Annotated in this window: 23 protein-coding genes; 13 read left to right on the top strand and 10 right to left on the bottom strand. The window is 52.9% G+C overall.

Going from position 1 to position 17,543, the window contains the following annotated elements; genetic code table 11:
• The first annotated feature begins 11 nt into the window (after positions 1–11).
• Positions 12–281, top strand: a complete 270-nt coding sequence (locus ACR0AH_RS15665; RefSeq protein WP_480592657.1) for an HlyU family transcriptional regulator — start codon at positions 12–14, stop codon at positions 279–281.
• Between the two features lie 17 nt (positions 282–298).
• The gene (locus ACR0AH_RS15660) at positions 299–619 is read left to right on the top strand and encodes an ATP-binding protein (protein ID WP_170636310.1); all 321 of its coding nucleotides are present in this window, start codon (positions 299–301) and stop codon (positions 617–619) included.
• Between the two features lie 1,422 nt (positions 620–2,041).
• Here ACR0AH_RS15660 and ACR0AH_RS15655 read toward each other — a convergent pair.
• The 4 genes from ACR0AH_RS15655 to ACR0AH_RS15640 form a co-directional block, all read right to left on the bottom strand.
• Positions 2,042–3,370 (bottom strand): sensor histidine kinase, encoded by a 1,329-nt coding sequence (locus ACR0AH_RS15655; protein ID WP_480592655.1) that lies wholly within the window; start codon positions 3,368–3,370, stop codon positions 2,042–2,044.
• Positions 3,370–4,029 (bottom strand): response regulator transcription factor, encoded by a 660-nt coding sequence (locus tag ACR0AH_RS15650; protein ID WP_170395997.1) that lies wholly within the window; start codon positions 4,027–4,029, stop codon positions 3,370–3,372. Before ACR0AH_RS15650 ends, ACR0AH_RS15655 begins: the two co-directional genes overlap by 1 nt.
• 38 nt (positions 4,030–4,067) lie before the next feature.
• Entirely contained in the window at positions 4,068–4,676 is a 609-nt protein-coding gene (locus tag ACR0AH_RS15645; protein WP_480592653.1) for a PepSY domain-containing protein, read from the bottom strand.
• A 134-nt stretch (positions 4,677–4,810) separates the two neighbouring features.
• A complete protein-coding gene (locus ACR0AH_RS15640; RefSeq protein WP_480592651.1) occupies positions 4,811–5,386 on the bottom strand; it encodes a hypothetical protein in 576 nt (191 codons plus the stop codon).
• Positions 5,387–5,417: 31 nt separating this feature from the next.
• Here ACR0AH_RS15640 and ACR0AH_RS15635 point away from each other — a divergent pair, with 31 nt between their 5' ends.
• On the top strand, positions 5,418–5,981 hold the full coding sequence (locus tag ACR0AH_RS15635; protein WP_480592649.1) for a hypothetical protein: 564 nt from the start codon (positions 5,418–5,420) through the stop codon (positions 5,979–5,981).
• A 253-nt stretch (positions 5,982–6,234) separates the two neighbouring features.
• On the opposite strand, the gene ACR0AH_RS15630 is transcribed toward ACR0AH_RS15635, so the two are convergent.
• Positions 6,235–6,423, bottom strand: coding sequence for a hypothetical protein (locus ACR0AH_RS15630; protein ID WP_170395992.1), 189 nt, complete (start codon positions 6,421–6,423; stop codon positions 6,235–6,237).
• 329 nt (positions 6,424–6,752) lie between these two features.
• Here ACR0AH_RS15630 and ACR0AH_RS15625 point away from each other — a divergent pair, with 329 nt between their 5' ends.
• On the top strand, positions 6,753–7,139 hold the full coding sequence (locus ACR0AH_RS15625) for an excinuclease ABC subunit A (RefSeq protein WP_255612012.1): 387 nt from the start codon (positions 6,753–6,755) through the stop codon (positions 7,137–7,139).
• Between the two features lie 331 nt (positions 7,140–7,470).
• Here ACR0AH_RS15625 and ACR0AH_RS15620 read toward each other — a convergent pair whose 3' ends face one another.
• On the bottom strand, positions 7,471–8,349 hold the full coding sequence (locus ACR0AH_RS15620) for a LysR substrate-binding domain-containing protein (protein ID WP_480592647.1): 879 nt from the start codon (positions 8,347–8,349) through the stop codon (positions 7,471–7,473).
• Positions 8,350–8,461: 112 nt separating this feature from the next.
• On the opposite strand from ACR0AH_RS15620, the gene ACR0AH_RS15615 reads away from it, so the two are divergent.
• Both ACR0AH_RS15615 and ACR0AH_RS15610 read left to right on the top strand, forming a co-directional pair.
• Positions 8,462–9,211: an SDR family oxidoreductase gene (locus tag ACR0AH_RS15615; protein ID WP_480592645.1), complete on the top strand. Its 750-nt coding sequence runs from the start codon at positions 8,462–8,464 to the stop codon at positions 9,209–9,211.
• An 11-nt stretch (positions 9,212–9,222) separates the two neighbouring features.
• Complete coding sequence (locus tag ACR0AH_RS15610; RefSeq protein WP_480592643.1) at positions 9,223–9,609, top strand: ectoine synthase; 387 nt, start codon at positions 9,223–9,225, stop codon at positions 9,607–9,609.
• Positions 9,610–9,732: 123 nt separating this feature from the next.
• Here the strand turns inward: ACR0AH_RS15610 and ACR0AH_RS15605 are convergent, their stop codons facing one another.
• From ACR0AH_RS15605 to ACR0AH_RS15590, 4 genes are all read right to left on the bottom strand, one after another.
• On the bottom strand, positions 9,733–9,912 hold the full coding sequence (locus ACR0AH_RS15605) for a malonyl-CoA decarboxylase domain-containing protein (RefSeq protein ID WP_480592641.1): 180 nt from the start codon (positions 9,910–9,912) through the stop codon (positions 9,733–9,735).
• A 54-nt stretch (positions 9,913–9,966) separates the two neighbouring features.
• A complete protein-coding gene (locus ACR0AH_RS15600) occupies positions 9,967–10,122 on the bottom strand; it encodes a malonyl-CoA decarboxylase N-terminal domain-containing protein (RefSeq protein WP_480439381.1) in 156 nt (51 codons plus the stop codon).
• Between the two features lie 348 nt (positions 10,123–10,470).
• The gene (locus ACR0AH_RS15595) at positions 10,471–11,127 is read right to left on the bottom strand and encodes a GntR family transcriptional regulator (RefSeq protein ID WP_480592640.1); all 657 of its coding nucleotides are present in this window, start codon (positions 11,125–11,127) and stop codon (positions 10,471–10,473) included.
• A gap of 51 nt (positions 11,128–11,178) precedes the next feature.
• Entirely contained in the window at positions 11,179–11,565 is a 387-nt protein-coding gene (locus ACR0AH_RS15590) for a YciI family protein (protein WP_480592638.1), read from the bottom strand.
• 84 nt (positions 11,566–11,649) lie between these two features.
• Between ACR0AH_RS15590 and ACR0AH_RS15585 the strand changes: the two genes are divergently transcribed.
• From ACR0AH_RS15585 to ACR0AH_RS15555, 7 genes are read left to right on the top strand one after another with little or no spacing between them, the layout of a single operon-like run.
• A complete protein-coding gene (locus ACR0AH_RS15585) occupies positions 11,650–12,534 on the top strand; it encodes a fumarylacetoacetate hydrolase family protein (RefSeq protein ID WP_480592637.1) in 885 nt (294 codons plus the stop codon).
• Complete coding sequence (locus tag ACR0AH_RS15580) at positions 12,531–13,196, top strand: malonic semialdehyde reductase (protein WP_170733676.1); 666 nt, start codon at positions 12,531–12,533, stop codon at positions 13,194–13,196. The genes ACR0AH_RS15585 and ACR0AH_RS15580 overlap by 4 nt, the downstream gene beginning before the upstream one ends.
• Positions 13,197–13,214: 18 nt before the next feature.
• Complete coding sequence (locus ACR0AH_RS15575) at positions 13,215–13,670, top strand: OsmC family protein (protein ID WP_170424878.1); 456 nt, start codon at positions 13,215–13,217, stop codon at positions 13,668–13,670.
• Between the two features lie 35 nt (positions 13,671–13,705).
• Complete coding sequence (locus tag ACR0AH_RS15570) at positions 13,706–14,779, top strand: C4-dicarboxylate TRAP transporter substrate-binding protein (RefSeq protein ID WP_170392798.1); 1,074 nt, start codon at positions 13,706–13,708, stop codon at positions 14,777–14,779.
• Positions 14,780–14,809: 30 nt separating this feature from the next.
• A complete protein-coding gene (locus tag ACR0AH_RS15565) occupies positions 14,810–15,361 on the top strand; it encodes a TRAP transporter small permease subunit (protein WP_480592635.1) in 552 nt (183 codons plus the stop codon).
• Entirely contained in the window at positions 15,358–16,662 is a 1,305-nt protein-coding gene (locus tag ACR0AH_RS15560; RefSeq protein ID WP_170565456.1) for a TRAP transporter large permease, read from the top strand. Before ACR0AH_RS15565 ends, ACR0AH_RS15560 begins: the two co-directional genes overlap by 4 nt.
• A 10-nt stretch (positions 16,663–16,672) precedes the next feature.
• Positions 16,673–17,539 (top strand): dioxygenase family protein, encoded by an 867-nt coding sequence (locus tag ACR0AH_RS15555; protein WP_170392795.1) that lies wholly within the window; start codon positions 16,673–16,675, stop codon positions 17,537–17,539.
• Positions 17,540–17,543 lie beyond the last annotated feature (4 nt).

The following is a 17,543-nucleotide window of genomic DNA, read 5'->3' as shown; positions in this document are numbered from 1 at the left end:
GGGACCGCATAATGTCAATCTTCTCAATACTCTTTGGTGGCGGTGAAAAGTCGGAGATGCAACCGGTCTCGTACAAAGGGTTCGACATCTTCCCCGTTTTGATTGCCGAGGGCGGAAAGTATCGCCTATCGGCCCGTATCGAAAAAAACATCAACAGAGATCGTAAGGCCTATGCGCTGATCCGGGCGGATGTCTTCGAAAGCCGGGATCAGGCCGAGAGCTTTAGCATCACCAAGGCGAAACAGGTGATCGACGAGCAAGGCGAGTGTATTTTCGGTTAACCGAAGGCAATGAAGGGATGCTGAAACAGCTCTGCACAAACCTTTTGCAGAACTCAAACGGTCATTGTCCAGAACAGTCCAAAACTGTCCTGATTGTTGAGCAAGAAGAAAGCACCATTACGCTCTCGGTTGTTGGCGATGGTCCTGGCGTTCCCGAAAACACACTGGGTAAGCTTTTTATTCCATTCGATAAACTAGAAAGTGAACGGAACAGTGTTGGGAATGGTTTGGGATTGGCGCTGTTGAAAGCTATCGCATATCATCATTCATCGCTCTTATCGACTACAAATAACTCAACTGGGTTGACTGTCTCAATTCAATTCGAAGTTGCGTGGTGACACATAATAAGTGAGCGAAGCTAACTTGGTACTTATGAAACATGGGGCCATAGAAGGTAGTCAAACGATCGAGGCCGGGCGAAATTGTCTCGAAACAGCGTTAATTTAAGGTGCTGACAGGGCGAGGGATGTCCCGCTTTGATGTAATCGGGTAATTCGGCGCGGTGGTGTGGATCAATTAGTGGACCATAATTGGCTCAAGAAGAAGGACGAACTGCTGAAACGAGCTGAGTCGGATCTGACGTTGTACGACTTGATCCTGATAATGGCTTTGACAGCACCTTCTCTGGCCCGCTGGTCGTCGGGCCTCGATTGATCGAGTGTTCTGCAGGTTCAGCGTATTGGAAACGTCCCAGCGATTGACATCGAGTACCCGAACCGAATTAAATCGGTTTGTTCGGTCTTGATATGGTTGGCGAACTGCCTGAGGACCGTGCGGACCGGAATATCGGGCTGCTCTGATTGTAATGAAAAACCTTTGAGTTGCAAAAGGCAAAACCAGTGCGCCCAAAAAAAGATCGAATGCCTCAAATTCAATGGTTTGCGTGTCGCCGAATGGCAAAAACTATGTGTCGCCCCAAATTCCTGTTGAACGTCGCACCAACCTGACCCTACCGTCTCAGTTGGACCAGAAACGAAGTGAGCGTTCGATATCGGAAGGCACCCCAGATGTTGGACATTAACTGATATTGACCTTCGCGTTTTAAACTGACCCAAGTTCCCCATGTTAATACTCCAGCAGAGAGTTACGTGTGATCTGGCTTTCCTTTTGGAGGATCAGGTCTGATTTGCAGATCAGACAGCGAAGCTGCCTGTTCCCGCTGATCTGCCACGTGGCGAACGAGGGAGAGGGCGAGGCTATGCTATTCGACAGGGGAAGTGCGGCCCGCAGGCATAGCCGTGGACACAGTATTGTCTAATAGGGGGGGCCGTGGGGAAGGCAGAGCCTTGTCCCTTACGGCCAGAGGCGTTTGGCTCGTCCAAATCCCGCTGGCCCAAAACAGGAGCGGCTGGGCGAGCTAAATAGTAACTAGTAGGGTCCAAACCAGCCTAAATTGCTGGGGTACTTCGTTAAGGAATATGCTGAGACCCAAACCGCCATTGACGAGGGTATGTGACAGCATGTCAGGTACTCAAACAAAGATCGCTTCACTTAACATCCCTAGAGACATTCGCGCTTCCCTTCGATGTGGTCAAATCGCTCAGCGCTTGCGAAACTAGGCAATTTTGATGCCGTGCAGCCACAACCGCAATTCGTGCAATATCGACGTTGGGACTACCATAGCCCCGCTACCAGCAGAGGTGCAGAGATAATTCAAAGCTGACAATGGATTGGATCTTGAGCGATCGATACTTTGCGGGCGAATGTCGTCTTTTGATTGCTTGCGATCAACGACTATTTCTAACCAGATGCAGCCACCTTTAGCTTGATATAAGTACTCGGCAGGCCAAGCCGCCAAGGTCCTCTGATTTCTCCAGTTTTAGTTTGCCGCCGTAAGCGTTCATCAGATCAACACAGATTGCCAAACCCAATCCTGTGCCGCTGACAGAGGTATCCAACCGACCTCCGGATCGAACTACTCCGTCAAGTGCATCCTCCGGAATTCCTTGTCCGTCATCCTCAATGCAAATCTCAATGCCGCCCTCTACACGCTTTGCGGCGATGTGAATTGTTGTCCGACACCACTTGAGCGCGTTGTCGAGAAGGTTTCCAATCACCTCTTCGATGTCCTGAGTATCCATTCGAACCTGAATCCCATCCTCGCAATCTGTCGTCAGAGATTTTCCTTCGCGTTCTGCCATGACCGAAAACAGTCTGGATAACCTGTTGACGGAATTGGTAAGGTCAGTTCGTGAATGCGTAAGTTCTGCGGTGTTCGACGCACGCATACGCGCAAGTGAGCGCTTTAGCTGAGCATCAATTCGATTTAACGCGTCATCTGCAGGTTCGATATCTGCACCCGCGTCCGACAAAGTCGCCAGTTCATTTCTGAGAATTGCCGTCGGTGTTTTGAGCGCATGTGCCAGATCCGCAGCTTGTCGTCGAGAACCAGACACAATTTCACGATTCCTGTGCAACAATTTATTTAGGTCCTCAACAAGCGGCGAAACCTCTTCTGGGTAATCTTCAGGAATCAAGTCATCTCCCTTGTCCCAGCGATGCGCCACATCTGCACGCAACTTCCTGAGGGGGCCGATAATTGCTGACATCAACAACAACGAACCGGCAACTCCAATCAAACCAACCAATCCAAAAACCGGTAGCAAGTTGTTTTGCGCGGCTCTGCGTTCGCTTATCAGCTCTCGCCTGCTTTCGGCGACAGTTACGCCCCACTCGGTTCCGTCTTCGAATGTGATTCTCTGATATGCGCTACGAACGGCTTCGCTTTCCGGACCTGTGGTGTTCCAAACGATTGCCTCTTCGCTCACACGTACAGGTTCGGAAATTGTCTCGTCAAAGAGCGAGGCTGATGTGAATGTAGCCCCGTTTCCATCGGTAACCTGCCAGTATCTGCCTGAATACGGCGTTCCATAGGCTGGATCGAATATCAGTTCGCGCAGTGCCTCAGGGTTATGCGTCGTTGCGTTCAAACCGACAACGAGTTGGGTGTGCCGGTCACGTAGCGTCTGGTCGAATTGTTCCAGAACACGTGTGTTGATGTACGAAAACACAATCAACGTTCCGACGCCGACAGAAAGCGCGCCTGTCGCAAGGCCGCCAAGCAAAGCGCGTTGGCGCAGCGATAACATCAGGCCGTATCGATCATATAGCCGCGTCCTCTGACCGTTGTAATAAGGTCAGAGCCCAGTTTCTTTCGCAGCCGGGTTATGAAGACGGCAATGGTGTTCGAATCCCTGTCACCGTCATATTCATAGATATGCTCTGACAACTCGGTACGTGACACCATGCGTCCGATGTTGTGGGCAAGGTATGTCAGAACTGCGATCTCTTGCGCCGTCAGATCAACAGGAATGCCGCCCACGCTGACGCGACCGTTTCGCGTATCGAGCATAACGTCCCCCATTTCGATAACCGGGTTTAACTGACCGCTTTGTCGGCGCAGGATGGCCCGTACACGAGCGGCCAGCTCGGGCATGTGAAATGGCTTGGTCATATAGTCATCAGCACCTGCATCAAGACCATCCACCCGCTCGCTCCACCCATCGCGGGCGGTGAGGATCAACACGGGTGTCTTGACGCCCGCGCTGCGCCATTCGCGCAGGACAGAAATACCGTCGCGTTCCGGCAACCCGATGTCGAGGATGATCATGTCGTAAGGTTCGGTCGCACCTAGGTGCAGGGCGTCAGTACCATTCTTGGCCACATCTACCACGCGGCCTTCTGCGCTAAGAAGTTTCTTAATCTGCTCGCATAGCTGCGGTTCATCTTCGGCCAGAAGTACTCTCATATTCAAAAACTACAGTCACAACTGCTTTGGTTTAAGCCCTATTTTTTACCGTTGCCCTTGCCGTTCCCGCCAGAGTTGCCGCCGCCGTTTCCACCGCTGTTTCCGCCACCATTGCCGCTGCTGTTACCACCGCTATTACCTCCTCCGTTTCCACCACCATTTCCACCTCCATTGCCGCCGCCGTTGCCATTGCCGCCGCCGTTTCCACCAGCATTGCTATTGCCACCGCTTTTGCCGTTGTTTCCACGGCTCGCAGAAGCTCCACGATTGCTGTTGGTGTCGCGGCTGGTGTTGGCGTTGGCGAGGTTCGAACGGGCTGCTTTTGATATTTGACGCCCAACGCTGGATCGATTGGAAACGACTGTACCGGTCTGTGCATTCACAATGACACTGACAATTTTTCCATCGGGCTTTTTGACTAGAATACGATAGTAAATTTGATCAGCCTGAAACGCGCGCGCATCGACTGGAGTCCCGCCATAGGCTTTTTCGACACCTTTGATAACCCGTTTCAAACGAATGGTGTCCCCGGTCAGGGTCGCTTTGCGCAGTTCACCTTGCTTGAGCTCGCGTGTCTGGGCAGCCGCTTCCCCAAAAGGCAAAGCAACAATCAGGCTTGCTACCACCAAGATCACCTTCGCGCGCATGAAAGTCCTCGTATTTCGCGGCTAGAGACTACGTCTTTCGACATGAACCGATGATGAACAAGCAGTTAGCCCTGCGTTCAAGCACCCTCAAGTTAAATGGCAAGAAGCATTGGGGATTCGTGCGTGAATCGAGACTATTGAACATAGCGAGTTGTTTCAGAAAACTGATACCCGCTGATTTCCACCGAGGAGGTCGATATGAAAATCACCAGTTTGAGACTGCTAAAAGCATCGACCCTGGCAATCGCGTTGTTGGGATCTACAGCCATCGTAGCCACCGTTGCGGTGCCGGATATTGCATTTGCAAAGGAGGGCAAAGGCAATGGCGATGGAAAGGGTAACGGTCCAGGCAACGGCAAAGGCGGCGATAAAGGAAACGGTGGAGGCAACGGCGGCGGAAAAGGCAATAGCGGTGGCAAGGGGAACTCCGCCAGCGGAGATCGTGATGACCACAGTTTCGCCGGTAACAAAGGCGGAAAGAAAGGTGCCGACAAAAGTTTTGGTGGCCGAAACACCGGGAAATCCAAGACAAAATCTTCGCGCTCTGCTTTGGGCAAGGGCGGTCGTTTTTCCTTGAAGGATATCTTTAGCGGCAAAGGCAAGTCGAGAACGGTTGCCACATCTGGAAAACGCTCGACCACCAGCGGTAGCAAACAAAAGCCCAGGACGTACAAGAAGCCTTCGAAAACAGTAATTGTCGAAGAGTCCATTCGCCCAGCGGTCAGGGAAAAGGGGAACAAGATGGCGGCACTTCTTGGTGCCCACCCGTCTGAGTTAGGGGCGCTCAATGCCGCCAACGCCAGCGCAACTGCATTAGAAAATGCAGCGCCCAATTCCCGCGTAGGCCGAATTGCCAATTATCGAGATACTGTGTTGGCCGGAGAACCCTTGCGCGAAGAGCTTGAGGAACAATTGGAAGAGCTCGCTGGCTTGGAGCCGCCGGAGCGGACTGTTCCTGAGATTGAAGAAGACCTGGAAGCCGCGTTGGGTGAAGTCCAGGAAAACCAGGTACGCGTCGAGGATCTCGAACAAGCGCTGGAAGACGCAGGCGGAACGGACCCAGAGATTGAGGAGCAATTGGATGAAGCCCGCGCTGATTTGGACTCTTCGATCGAAGCAGCGCAGGAGCTGAACGATGAACGTCAGGCTGCCGTCGAATACGAAGAAGCGACTGAACAGGTACAAGAACTGGCTGACCAGGTCGAGGAACAGGAATTGACCGAACGGGAAGCCCTGGAAGCCGCCGCCAACAAACCCGTGACCGACGCCGTTGAACATGAGGTAAAGGCGCTGTTGGGTCTGTAACGAAAGACAACGGCTCTCTGCGTCAATCAACCCTCAGTACTGACCACTCACGGAAGTACTAAAGCCCGGGTCAGCCAAAGGCTTCACAGGATGGGTAGCGGCTGGCCGGATACTTTTGCAAATCAAGGGCTACGCCCTTTTTCCCAAAGGCATAAGAAAGAAACCCCGCCCCATAACTGGAGCGGGATTTAGTTTTCAATTCCAATATCTAGGACGAATACCGGGAATTGTGTGGGGGTCTGCTGAACTGCCTTCAGACGTTGTTATGTGCCTCGGAAAGCCGCTTGTTTTTGACGATCTGTGTTAATGCATTTTCGATAGGAGGGAAGCGACCACTGCTCGATTTGGTCGTGGTTGACAAACGTTCTCCGGCGATTTTGCCGGAGGTTTGCATCACAGCTGTTGTACTGGACTCTTCAGTCACAAAGGCAGACTTGATCATGCGTTTCCCCTTGTCAGCGATCAAACGGAACAACGTCCCGTATGATCTAACACCGTCACTATGCCTGAGACTGTTTGAACACTCTGAGAATACATTGTTCACGTTCAGTTAATGTTGTTCGCGAAATAAAGACAAACGAATAGGCGGGCGACCAGATGGAGGAAGAACATCCCGTTTTGATGCTTTAGTTGAATTTGCGATGACAATCGCAGCCGATGATTTCAGCTCGTGAACAAACTGCTGCATCGGAAAGCAACTCTTCGCTTATGAACTCGCCAAGGCCCATTCAAGATCATATCTAAGCTAAGAAGCTGAAAAAGGCGCTGGGAATGAAAAAGATTGTTGGGATTCTGGCGGTGGCACTGACCGTGCAAGGCGCGTCATTTGCGAACGCCAGTGTCAGCTTGTGGAGCCTTAGCACGGGGCACGTTAGCGGAACCGGCGCTACCTCGCCGATCCATGTGAAATCCAAATCCGGACATTGTCCGCCGGGCTTGGCAAAAAAGGCAATCCCGTGCGTACCGCCTGGACAGGCAAAGAAATATCGACGTGGCGATTACATCTATGATGGGTATGTCCGCATTGATGATCCCAGCCGTTGGGGACTACGGCGCAACGGATATTACGTGCGTGCCGGAGATTATGTTTACGAAGTAAACCGTGAAACACATGAAGTGCTGAACCTGATAGGGGCAATCGCCGACATTCTGAATTGATAGATGTTATCGTTCACTGACTTGCATCTCTGTTTGCCGCCATTCGGTTGGATTGCGGCAGTCAAAGGTGTGGGGGGTAGAAACAGACATTCTTCGCGTGAAGGATCAATTACTGCTATCTGGCTATTGAAGTAGTGTTTCGTTTGGTCCGCAAGGAAGCTGATCATTCAACTAAAGATCGCTTCGCAATACATCCGTTCAGAGATGTTTGCGGTTTATTGGACAGTACATCGACTACAAATCTGTTGGGCACATTAGATGAGTTGCAAAATGGTTATGTGTGACACACGAACCAGGGACCGTTTTTGCTGCCATCAAAATAGCCCAAGCTCTAAATAGACATCAGCCAATTCTTGAAGGCTCTTACTGCGACCCGATCTTGATCTCCTGGGCGACAGACTAAGTAGAGGCCCCGGTTCAATGGAACGCGGCTTTCGTCCAAGCGAATTAGCCGGCCAAGCTTAAGGTCTCTCTCCGCCAAGAGGTGTCTCGCCAAGGCGACGCCTTGGCCGTCGATCGCCGCTTCTAGAAGGACGGCGCTGTCCACAAAATTGATGTTCCGCGCCTTAATGTGATCCGCGTCCAGCCCAACTTGTATGATCCAACTGTCCCAACCTGCGTTGAAGTTGTCATGCAACAATGGGAAGTTTGCCACATCCTCGGCGCGCATCGGAAGCTGTGATTTTTCGACGAGCGTTGGTGCAGCGACGACGATCAATTCCTCTTGTCTGATTTGCTCATGATAGAGCCCGCCCCAACCGGGTTCTCCAAACCTTATCGCAACGTCGACATCGGACCTGTCGAAATCTGCAAAGGTATCATTTGTATCCAGCAATAGCGCAATTTCCGGGTGCTCTTGCTGAAACAAACTCAGCAATGGCACAAGCCACTTCAGGGCCAGAGACGTCGACAAAGACACCGTGATCGACTGGCGTTGATGAATGCGTCTCACCTCTGTCACGCCCATCTGCAACGCAGAAAACGCTCCACGCGTTGATTGATGCAGGCGTTCTCCGGCGTCGGTAAGATTTACGCCATTGGGGTGGCGGTGGAAGAGCGTTACGCCAAGATGCTGCTCCAGCAATTTGATCTGCCGGCTGATCGCCCCGTGCGTTACGTTCAACACGCCCGCTGCCTTGGTCAGGCTGGAATGTGCCGCGGTCTCGTCAAAGGCCTGAAGGGCGCGAAGATGTCTAAGGCTTTTCGACATGTGAGAAAAACTAACAGGCTTATCAAATAAAATCGATAGGATTTATTGGTTACAAAGAGTTATAGCGGGGTGACTCTAAGAAATCTCACGGGTTTATTTGGACGAAGGTCACATGTCAGCTTTCAAAGTTGCGCTCATGACAGGTACGGGGCAAGGCATCGGTCGAGGGTGCGCCCTTGAAATGGCTAAAGCCGGCTACAAACTCTCTTTAATGTCCCCGTCCAATCGTTCGTTAGCGTTGGCGGAAGAGCTTGGCGGCATTGGCCGTCGAGGCTCGGTTCTTGATGCGGATGATCTGCAGGCGTTGGTTGACGACACTATGCGCGAGTACGGCCGGATTGATGCCATTGTCAGTAACATGGGGCATGGCGGATCCGTGCCTGAGGCCATCAAAACCGTTGGCTTCGATCCTGACTTTGACGGACCGCTTTTGGAACTCAGCGACGAGTTATGGCACGAAAGTCTGGACATGTATGTGCTAAATGTCGTCAAGATCGCCCGTATCGTCACGCCCATTCTGATCGAACAAGGCGGTGGTGCATTCGTTAATATCTCATCCATGAACACAATCGAGCCACGTGCGCCTTATCCCATGAGCATGCTGCGAGGAGCATTGCATAGTTTCTCAAAGCTTTACGGGGACCGATATGCACGGCACAACATTCGCATGAACAACCTGCTGCCGGGGTTCTGCGAGAACGTGAACCTGTCCGAACAGGCTCGCCGGGAAATCCCAGCACAGCGTGCGGCAACTTTTGAGGAAATCGGACAGGCGTGCGTGTTTCTCGCCAGCGAAGGAGCTCGCTATATCAACGGCCAGAGCATACTATCTGACGGAGGCATGAACCGCGCGGTCCGATAGAGAACAGTGAAATGATTGTCAGAGCACTCAAAGATATTCTTGGAACAGAGCGGGACGTCTTTAGCCCGGGCTGGAACAGCAGACGGCTGCTTCTGGCCTCAGATGGTATGGAGTTCACGCTCACTGACACACTCATCAACCATGGTGCAGAGTTGGAGCTTGAATACACCCATCATCTGGAGGCGTGCTATTGTATCGAGGGTAAGGGCAGAATCAGAGCAGCCGACGATGAAACCTGGCATGCCCTTGTGCCATTCACCCTTTACGCGTTGGATCAACATGACAGGCATGTGGTGCAAGCCACAAAGGCCGATCTGAGGCTTGTCTGTGTCTTCACTCCACCGCTCAGCGGGCGTGAAGTGCACCGCGAAGACGGAAGCTACGGCCCGGGAACCTAACCGGGGCAGCTATTAGCAGAAAAACAAAATCCGGTCGCAAGGGCGTAATTGAAAGCGGCAACAAGCAGTAAAAACAGAACGGTAAACCGGCTAACATTACATTGCTGCCTTTCTTGGCCGTGGTTAGTGTCGCAGCAGCGTTGATAGAAGCGTGTCAATCGTATCTGGGATAACAGCAGTAAGAGCGATCTCAACGAATATCAGTTGCGCATCCGAGAACGCAGGATGAAAGGCCGCAAAATAACGACAATCTGGCTGATAGCGCATTCGCCCCAAATCGTCCAGATCGTTGATCTCGTGCATCGCCTCATAGGTGATGATTTTGTAAAGAAAACGGGTGGGGCTATCCCGGCTGATTTACTTTAGGACAAAGAAGCCCCAATTGAATCGGTTGCGCAACAAATGGACGAAATAAATATCTGTTCGCTTGAGTTCCGGGTTGGATTGGAGAAAGCGCAGCATGTCGACGTGCATGGCCACAAGTTCCTGCGTCGCACCAGACGGCTGGTTCAACCGTCGCAACAACTCTTGCCGCCTTGGCCCTGAAACTTCACTAAGCCTTTATAAAGACTCACACTTCGATCAGTGTCGTAGCGGCGCGCCGTTTGGAAAAGCTGATCGGCGTCTAGCTCTAGATAGCCCTTCAAACAGGCAAATAAGTTTAGTTTCTCCGCATCATCCAGGGTTTGGAAGCGATCAAGAATCGTAGACACCATCGTGAAACCTGATACTTCACCGTCTGCGGACAGAAGCGCCTCACATAACTAGGCAATGGATCGTTTATCATCCTTACCTCACGTTTTGTCAGGACGGTCTAGCAGTTGGTTTAATAGGTCACCTAGAAACTAATTCCGCTGCATTTCAGGGCTCCATCTGGCTACTAAGGTACTCACCTGTTCGGCGGTAGTGATCGATTAGGTGCCGAGTCGCGCTGTCTGCGTCGTGGTTTAATGCGGCGTCCAAGATTTGCTGGTGCTCAGCGGCAATGTCCCGCTTCTTGTAGCTCGAACCGCCAGCCGCCAGATAGCGATAGCGAATGTTCAGGTCGTAAAGCTGCGAGCAATACCGCATCAGCAACGGCAGATTCGAATTGTCCAACAAGGCCATATGAAACTCCTTGTGAGCGTCTTCAAAGTCACGCGCGCCGTTCTGGCCGGCCTTTTTCATATGATGGTGACGCAAAACAAGCCGATCTTCCCAGGCCTCATCCGCGTTGGTGATAGAGGCGCGCAACGCGGTTTCCTCAAGGTTGCAGCGCAACAGAAGTATTTCTTCGAAATTACATTTGCTGACTGGTGCTGCGCGAAATCCGCGCTGATCAATCCGCTCGACCAACATATCCGATGTCAAAAGGCTAAGCGCTTCGCGAACCGGACTAGCGCCGGTGTCCAAAAGCCCCCGAAGCTGCTCGATCTTGAGTTTTTGTCCCGGAGGTAATTCTCCGGTCAAGATCATGTCGCGCAGCCTTCGATACGCGCCATGCGTGGCTGATGTCTCTTTACCCTCAGTATCAAGCATGGCGTCCATATCCGACCGTTCCTTTGTTCGAGGCAAAACTTTTGATTGCTCTTAACTGAGGGCACTCGTTCCAGTCGATAGGCCAACTGAAAGGCTCAGCGAGCCTTCGTTGATCATCCAGCGCCGAAGTTCAAATTCGCGCGCACCGCTTTGGTGCATCGGATCGTCCTCGGCCAGTTTTCGGGCAGCCTCAAGACTGTCAGCGCGATAGATGATCAGTCCCATCCCCTGCATATGCTCGCCAGTTTCATCCGACATGGGGCCTGCAAAAGCCAGCTGCCCCAAACGTTCCAGCTGCGTCTGATACGCCAAGTGATCTGGCAGTGACGCCTTTACATCTTCGGGCGATTTGGCTGGCGTGCTCAGCGCGACGTAAAGCTCCAAAGCAAGAGCACCGCGGCTTTTTGCTTCTGATTTGTAGTCTGCCCAAGCAACCATTTGCGTCCTCCAAAAATATCGATATTATTTGACATAATGCAAAATAGTCGGCAAAAATCAAGTGAACTGACATGGATGGTGAAAATGAAATACCTGGTGGGAGAGACTTTGGATGGCACAGCGGTTTTTGCTGTAAACGGCGAAAATGCAGTGAATCTAACGGCTTTGCATCCTGCAATCGGTTCGGATTTGATGGGTTTGATAGCCGAGCCTGAACTGGCCGACTCACTTTCCGGCAAAATTGACGCCGCAGACAGTGTGCCCGTGTCTTCCATCACTCCTGCATTGCCCGTTGCCGCTCCCGGAACGATCATTTGCATGGGGTTGAACTACACGGATCACATCAAGGAAGGCGGGTATGATATCCCGGAGTATCCGACGCTGTTTATGCGTGGGAAGAATTCGATCATGGCGGCAGGGCAACCTATGGTGCGGCCGACCTGTTCCGAGAAACTCGACTACGAAGCCGAGCTTATGCTGATCGTTGGAAAACGCGGCCGTCATATCTCGGAAGAGGACGCACTGGATTATATCTTTGGCTACACCGTGTTTAACGACGGGTCGCTGCGGGATTATCAGCGTAAAACCGTTCAATGGACGCCCGGCAAAAACTTCGATGACACAGGCGCGATCGGCCCTTTCACTGTAACGCCGGAAGACTTGCCGGAGGGAGCATCCGGCCTGAAAATCGAAAGCCGAGTGGGGGACGAAATCCTGCAAAGCTCGAACACCGCCAACATGATCTGGGGGGTCCCTCAGGTCATCGCCACGATCTCGGAATATACCACTCTCGAACCCGGTGATCTGATTGCGTTGGGTACGCCGCCGGGTGTTGGTCACGCCAAAAAGCCCAATCCACGTTGGTTGAAGCCGGGTGAAACCGTCGAGGTCGAGATTGAGGGCATCGGCATATGCGCAAGCCCCGTCATCGACGAAAAGGACGCCGAGACTAAGGTGGCCGCAGCATGAGCGCACCAACCGGGGCAGAGCTGGAGGCACTTCGCGCAAAGGCGCAGCAAGATCATCGCGATCTGCGCGAGCGCATTCCACGTCTTTCAGACGACGCAATTGCTCTGATCCTCCGCGAATCCAGATCTCATTACGCCTGGACCGACAAGGCTGTTTCTAACGAATTGCTTGAAGAGATCTATGACATCACGATCAATGGCGCGACCAGCATGAACACGCTGCCCGCCCGCTTCGTTTTCGTTAAAAGTGCGGAAGGAAAAGAGCGCCTAGCTAAGTCGTTAAAGCCGAAGAACGTGCCAAAGATGATGGATGCGCCGGTCACTGCGATCATTGCTTATGACATGGACTTCTGGAAGGAATTACCTTTTCTTTTCCCGCACGAAGATCGACGGCCACTTTTCGAAAATAATCCCGAATATGTAGCCGATACAGCGTTTCGCAATGGAACGCTTCAGGGCGCTTACTTCATGATCGCCGCGCGTGCGGTTGGGTTGGACGTCGGCGCCATGTCTGGCTTTTCAAACAAGATCGTCGACGAGGAATTCTTCGCGGGCACGACGCTCAAGTCGAACTTTCTTTGCAATCTGGGCTACGCAGACGAAACAGGATTGTTTCACAAGCTGCCTCGCTTCTCATTCGAAAAGGTTTGCTCTTATGCATGAGGAGGTGACGCTGTGGCGATGAAAGTGAAACCTGTCGTGACCTACCGTACGACAGCTCAATGCCCGACACACGCGCGCACCGAGATCCCAATTCGCGATCTGGACGTGATTATCGACGAGCCTGTCGAACGAGGCGGAACAAATCTTGGTCCGTCTCCGACTGAAGCCGCAATGGCAGCCCTGATCGCCTGCACGAATGTCATCGGGCACAAGAATGCGCACCGCTTGGGAATTGATCTTGGCACCGTGACAATCGACGCGAAATGCAGGCTGGATCGGCGCGGTGTCCTGATGGAAGAGGAGATCGATGTTCCGTTTCCCGAAATCGAACTCACTGTGAAGTGCGATACGCCCGCCAGTCAGGAGGATCTGACACGCGTGGGCGAGGAGACAGCCAAGTATTGCGCCATCGCAAAACTGTTTCAAGCGGCAGGCACGGACCTGACCGTCAACTGGGTCAAAACCAACCAATAAAAATCGACAGGACCCGACTTTCTGGGAGGAGAGAAATGAAAAACTGGACTAAACGCAGCCTAATGGGATTTGCTCTGGCAGGCACCATGGCGTTGCCTCTTGCAGCAGAAGAGACCATTTCCGCCGTCGTGATTGATGGCTATCCCGATCGGGCCTTGTGGGTGAAAGAATTCACCAATTTCTTCATTCCAGAAGTGGATAAGCGGCTGGCCGACTCCGGCAACTACAAGATGAACTGGCAAGAGAACTATGGCGGTTCGATCGTAAAGCCGAAGGGCGTGCTGGAAGGGATCCAGCTTGGCCTTGGCGACATCGGCATTGTCACAACTATCTTCCATTCGTCCAAGTTGCCCAGTCAGGGGATATCGGGGTCGACCCCCTTCGTGTCATCGGACTCTCGCGCGGTAGCCAAAGCCGTGGATGAGATCGCGCGCGAATACCCAGCGATGCAAAATGAGTTCGCTGCGCAGAACCAAGTCTATCTGGCGACCGGTGTAGTGCTCGATACTTATCAGGTTTTTTGTACAGAGCCGGTCTCGGCTGTTTCTGATCTGGAAGGCCGAAAAGTGGCAGGGGCGGGACTGAACCTCCGATATCTCGAAGGTATCAAAGATGCAGCGGGGGTTCGCGGTGGCCTGACCGATTTCTACAATATGCTGCAAACCGGCCTTGTTGATTGTGCGATGCTGTGGCCTGAAGCCGCCAAGACCTTCAAGATCGCCGAAGTGGCTCCCTACATGCTCAAAGCTGACTTGGGTGCCGTGAACTCCAAGACGATCACGGTGAATTCTGACTATTGGGCAAAGTTGCCGGATGAAGTCAAAGGCGTTCTGCAGGCCGTCGCAATTGACTACCGTGATCATGTGGCCGGCATAGCTATGGACCGGGCTGCGGCCTCAAGGGACGCATACACCGAAGCCGGCGGGACGATTGTCGAAGTTTCGGACGAAGACCGAGCGGCCTGGGCCAACGCAATGCCAAATGTAGCACAGGAATGGGCAGCCACGCTGAATGAGAACGGTGAACAAGGCGACGCGATACTGGCCGCTTATCTCGGCAAGCTGCAGGACGCCGGTTTTACCGGAGTGCGTGACTGGACGGCCGAGTAACAGTCTGGCGATCCACGAAAGGGGCCTTTCATGCTGAAGACCGCAGTTGCTGGCTTGTCGCGGGTCGCCAATTCGCTTGCTATCGCCGCCAACGCATTGGGTACGCTTGTCGTCCTTGCGTTGGTGGTCATTCTGAATGTCGACGTCATTGCGCGCGGTCTGTTTTCGGCACCTCTGCGTGGCACCTATGAAATGGTGCAGTTTTCGGTCGTGATGATCGTTTTTTTGCAGCTGGCCGACGTAGTCAGAGTGGATCGGCTGACGCGCTCGGACGGGTTTCTGAACCTGCTACACCACCGCCGTCCTGGGCTAACGGCCAACCTGAGGCGCATTATCAATGCCATCTCCGCAATCTTCATGGGTCTGATTGCTTATGTAACCTTTCCCGAGTTCCTGCATATGTGGGAGACACAGGATTACTTCGGAGTTCCGGGTCTTTTCACTCTGCCATGGTGGCCGGTCAAACTGGTCATCGCGAGCGGTACTGCGCTTGCCTGCGTGATCTTCCTTCTCAAGGTTGTCACGGCGCAGGACCGCCCGCATCTAATTCGTGCACCTGAACATGACGAGGCCGCAGAATGACGCCGATTGAGATTGGCCTGATCTCGGTCATAGCCATCGTCTTTCTGATTTACGCAGGCGTTTACATTCCCATCGCATTGGGCGTGGTCTCGTTCGTGTCGATCTGGCTAATGCGGGACAATTTCACGCTTGCGCTCAACCTGCTGAAAGTGGCGGTCGGCGACAGCGCGATGGAATACAGCTTTGCAACCATCCCATTGTTTACTTTCATGGGGCTCATTGTCTCAAAAGCCGGGTTGGGCAGGGACATCTACGAAGTCATGACCATGCGATTTCGCAAAGTCAAAGGCGGTATCGGTATGGCAACCGTTGGAGCCAACGCCGTCTTTGCCGCAGTGACTGGGTCGTCAATAGCCTCCGCATCCGTGTTCACCAAGGTCTCGGTCCCGCAGATGATGGCGCAGGCTTATAACCCACGCTTTGCTGTTGGCGTGGTCGCCGGGTCTTCGGTTTTGGGGATGATCATCCCGCCCTCGGCGATGCTGATCATCTATTCCTTTGTCGCCGAGCAATCTGTGGGGGACATGTTCCTTGCGGGCGTTATTCCGGGGATCATGCTGGCGATCGCTTATGTAGGCGCAATTTGGGTTATGGGCCGTTTCACCCCAGCATTCGTCGGTGGCCGCGTTGTCGAAGACACCGAGTGGATGTCAGGGCGCGAGATAGCCTCCAAAACACTGCCGACACTGTTCATCATTACCATCGTCCTTGGTGGTATCTACACAGGTTGGTTGACTGCCGTAGAAGCAGGGGCCGCCGGAGCTCTCGTTGCGCTAATCATCGCGGTTGCCCGTAAGTCGATGTCTCCACGCGCATTCTGGGACGCGTTGCTGGAAACCGGTCACATCACAGCCGCGATCCTGTTCCTGATCACAGCCGCTTCAATCTACAGCCGCATGCTGGGGCTGGCCGGGCTGCCCAATCAACTGCAGGATCTGCTTGCGGGGAATTCCGCATCTTTCTGGTCGATCATGCTGCTCTATGTTCTGTTGATGCTATTTCTGGGAACATTGCTCGACACCGCGTCGATCATTCTGATTGTGGTACCGCTGTTCCTGCCCATGGCCGAAGCGCTTGATATGTCGCTGATCTGGTTTGGCATTATCACCGTGGTCGGGGCTGAAATCGGTCTTTTGACACCACCTTTGGGTATATCCTGCTTCGTTATCAAATCCACGATTAACGATGACCGCATATCACTTAAGGACGTGTTCATGGGCGCGCTTCCCTTTGCGTTCGTGATGCTGATCGTTCTGTTCATTCTGATCGAGTTCCCGATCCTCAGCCTTGCCCTGATTTAAGGAGGACAAGATGCGCTCTGTCACCAAAGACAATATCACCGACGTCTTCATGGGGTACCTGTCCAAAGATACTGATCCACGGATGCGTGAAATCATGGGCTCCCTAGTCAAACACCTCCACGACTTTGCGCGGGAAACCAACCTGACGCATGACGAGTGGCGGGCCGGGATTGCGTTTCTGGAAGGCTGCGCTGCGGTGGAAACCGAGGATAGGCATGAATTCGTGCTAGCCTCGGACGTGTTGGGCCTGTCGTCATTGGTTGATATGCTGCATTCCAGTGCCGATGCGACCAGTTCGTCCGTTTTAGGTCCATTTCACGTCTCGGGCGCCCCCCCGCTGCCAATCGGTGGCGATATGAAGCGTCACTACGGCGGGCCGGTTCTACTTGCAGAGGGCGTGATCCGCGATACCGAAGGTAACCCTATTGCCGGGGCAGAACTGGATATCTGGCAAACGGCACCCAACGGCCTCTACGCCAGTCAGGATGAAGAACAGGACACCTATTCTTTCCACGGGCTGATGTCAGTTGGCGATGATGGCAGATATGCGTTCACCACAGTTAAGCCAGTTGAATACACCGTGCCGTCTGACGGGCCAGTTGGTGATATTCTGCGCGCTTGTGGTCGCCATCCATGGAGGCCCTCACACTTGCACTTTATCGTCAAAGCCCCCGGGTATCGCTCACTCGTGACGGAGATTTTTCCGGACAATGATCCCTATTTAGATCAGGATACTGTCTTTGGCGTTCGGGACGATCTGGTAATGACATATGTTGAACGACCTGCATCAGAATTTCCCGATGGCATGGAGCTTTCTGGTAAGATTGCCGAACCTTTCTTGCACGTGAATTTCGACGTGACGCTTGCCAGGGTCTGAATGA

The organism is Ruegeria sp. AM5 (genome assembly GCF_056540645.1).
Note: the sequence above shows the minus strand (reverse complement) of the source record. Positions and strands in the feature narration are given on the sequence as shown.

Excerpts from the sequence above, each read along its gene's own strand:
- ACR0AH_RS15665 (WP_480592657.1), top strand. The coding sequence starts at position 12 with ATGTCAATCTTCTCAATACTCTTTGGTGGCGGTGAAAAGTCGGAGATG.
- ACR0AH_RS15660 (WP_170636310.1), top strand. The coding sequence starts at position 299 with ATGCTGAAACAGCTCTGCACAAACCTTTTGCAGAACTCAAACGGTCAT.
- ACR0AH_RS15655 (WP_480592655.1), bottom strand. The coding sequence starts at position 3,370 with ATGTTATCGCTGCGCCAACGCGCTTTGCTTGGCGGCCTTGCGACAGGC.
- ACR0AH_RS15650 (WP_170395997.1), bottom strand. The coding sequence starts at position 4,029 with ATGAGAGTACTTCTGGCCGAAGATGAACCGCAGCTATGCGAGCAGATT.
- ACR0AH_RS15645 (WP_480592653.1), bottom strand. The coding sequence starts at position 4,676 with ATGCGCGCGAAGGTGATCTTGGTGGTAGCAAGCCTGATTGTTGCTTTG.
- ACR0AH_RS15640 (WP_480592651.1), bottom strand. The coding sequence starts at position 5,386 with ATGGACTCTTCGACAATTACTGTTTTCGAAGGCTTCTTGTACGTCCTG.
- ACR0AH_RS15635 (WP_480592649.1), top strand. The coding sequence starts at position 5,418 with ATGGCGGCACTTCTTGGTGCCCACCCGTCTGAGTTAGGGGCGCTCAAT.
- ACR0AH_RS15630 (WP_170395992.1), bottom strand. The coding sequence starts at position 6,423 with ATGATCAAGTCTGCCTTTGTGACTGAAGAGTCCAGTACAACAGCTGTG.
- ACR0AH_RS15625 (WP_255612012.1), top strand. The coding sequence starts at position 6,753 with ATGAAAAAGATTGTTGGGATTCTGGCGGTGGCACTGACCGTGCAAGGC.
- ACR0AH_RS15620 (WP_480592647.1), bottom strand. The coding sequence starts at position 8,349 with ATGTCGAAAAGCCTTAGACATCTTCGCGCCCTTCAGGCCTTTGACGAG.
- ACR0AH_RS15615 (WP_480592645.1), top strand. The coding sequence starts at position 8,462 with ATGTCAGCTTTCAAAGTTGCGCTCATGACAGGTACGGGGCAAGGCATC.
- ACR0AH_RS15610 (WP_480592643.1), top strand. The coding sequence starts at position 9,223 with ATGATTGTCAGAGCACTCAAAGATATTCTTGGAACAGAGCGGGACGTC.
- ACR0AH_RS15605 (WP_480592641.1), bottom strand. The coding sequence starts at position 9,912 with ATGCACGAGATCAACGATCTGGACGATTTGGGGCGAATGCGCTATCAG.
- ACR0AH_RS15595 (WP_480592640.1), bottom strand. The coding sequence starts at position 11,127 with ATGCTTGATACTGAGGGTAAAGAGACATCAGCCACGCATGGCGCGTAT.
- ACR0AH_RS15590 (WP_480592638.1), bottom strand. The coding sequence starts at position 11,565 with ATGGTTGCTTGGGCAGACTACAAATCAGAAGCAAAAAGCCGCGGTGCT.
- ACR0AH_RS15585 (WP_480592637.1), top strand. The coding sequence starts at position 11,650 with ATGAAATACCTGGTGGGAGAGACTTTGGATGGCACAGCGGTTTTTGCT.
- ACR0AH_RS15580 (WP_170733676.1), top strand. The coding sequence starts at position 12,531 with ATGAGCGCACCAACCGGGGCAGAGCTGGAGGCACTTCGCGCAAAGGCG.
- ACR0AH_RS15575 (WP_170424878.1), top strand. The coding sequence starts at position 13,215 with ATGAAAGTGAAACCTGTCGTGACCTACCGTACGACAGCTCAATGCCCG.
- ACR0AH_RS15570 (WP_170392798.1), top strand. The coding sequence starts at position 13,706 with ATGAAAAACTGGACTAAACGCAGCCTAATGGGATTTGCTCTGGCAGGC.
- ACR0AH_RS15565 (WP_480592635.1), top strand. The coding sequence starts at position 14,810 with ATGCTGAAGACCGCAGTTGCTGGCTTGTCGCGGGTCGCCAATTCGCTT.
- ACR0AH_RS15560 (WP_170565456.1), top strand. The coding sequence starts at position 15,358 with ATGACGCCGATTGAGATTGGCCTGATCTCGGTCATAGCCATCGTCTTT.
- ACR0AH_RS15555 (WP_170392795.1), top strand. The coding sequence starts at position 16,673 with ATGCGCTCTGTCACCAAAGACAATATCACCGACGTCTTCATGGGGTAC.